1 protein-coding gene is annotated in these 526 nt (G+C 61.2%); it reads left to right on the forward strand.

The features are described 5' to 3' along the window. The coding region (locus tag AACY45_RS27850; protein ID WP_445261231.1) for a hypothetical protein at positions 1 to 444 on the forward strand (444 nt) is incomplete at its 5' end. Positions 445 to 526 lie beyond the last annotated feature (82 nt).

The following is a 526-nucleotide window of genomic DNA, read 5'->3' on the forward strand; positions in this document are numbered from 1 at the left end:
CTTCCGTCCGCGACCGTGTTTCTCCTCCTGTTGTGCAACGATGAGGAGGTGCTGGGACCATGGGTCAACAGCCGCGGCATGAACATCTTCACGGCCGCGATCATCGCGGTCCTGGTGATCCTGTCGCTGGTCCTGACGGCGGGCGTACTCTACCCCAATCTCGCCGCGCCCGTGATCCTCTATATCCTGGGTGGCGGCGCTGCGCTGTCGGTTTTGGCGGGCGGGGCCATCCTCGGCTACCAACATTTCTATCCGCACGCCGATAAAGCGAGCCCCATCGACCGGTCGCAACGGCTGTCATGGCGTATGCCGCCTCTCGCCTTGCTGGCGGCACCGAAACTGCCGCTCGGCAGCCGCATCGGCCTTACCGTGCTGCGAAGCTATCTCCTGATCGCGATGATCATGGTCATTTTCCGCATCTACCAACTCGCTGTTGGACACTGATCGTCGTCTGCGTAACATTGGCATCGGCACCCCCGTTTCGATGGCGGAGCCGCAAAGAGGAACTTCATAGGTGAGTGACAGT

It is taken from the genome of Pseudomonas sp. RA_35y_Pfl2_P32 (assembly GCF_963970735.1).
Taxonomy (GTDB): domain Bacteria; phylum Pseudomonadota; class Gammaproteobacteria; order Pseudomonadales; family Pseudomonadaceae; genus Aquipseudomonas.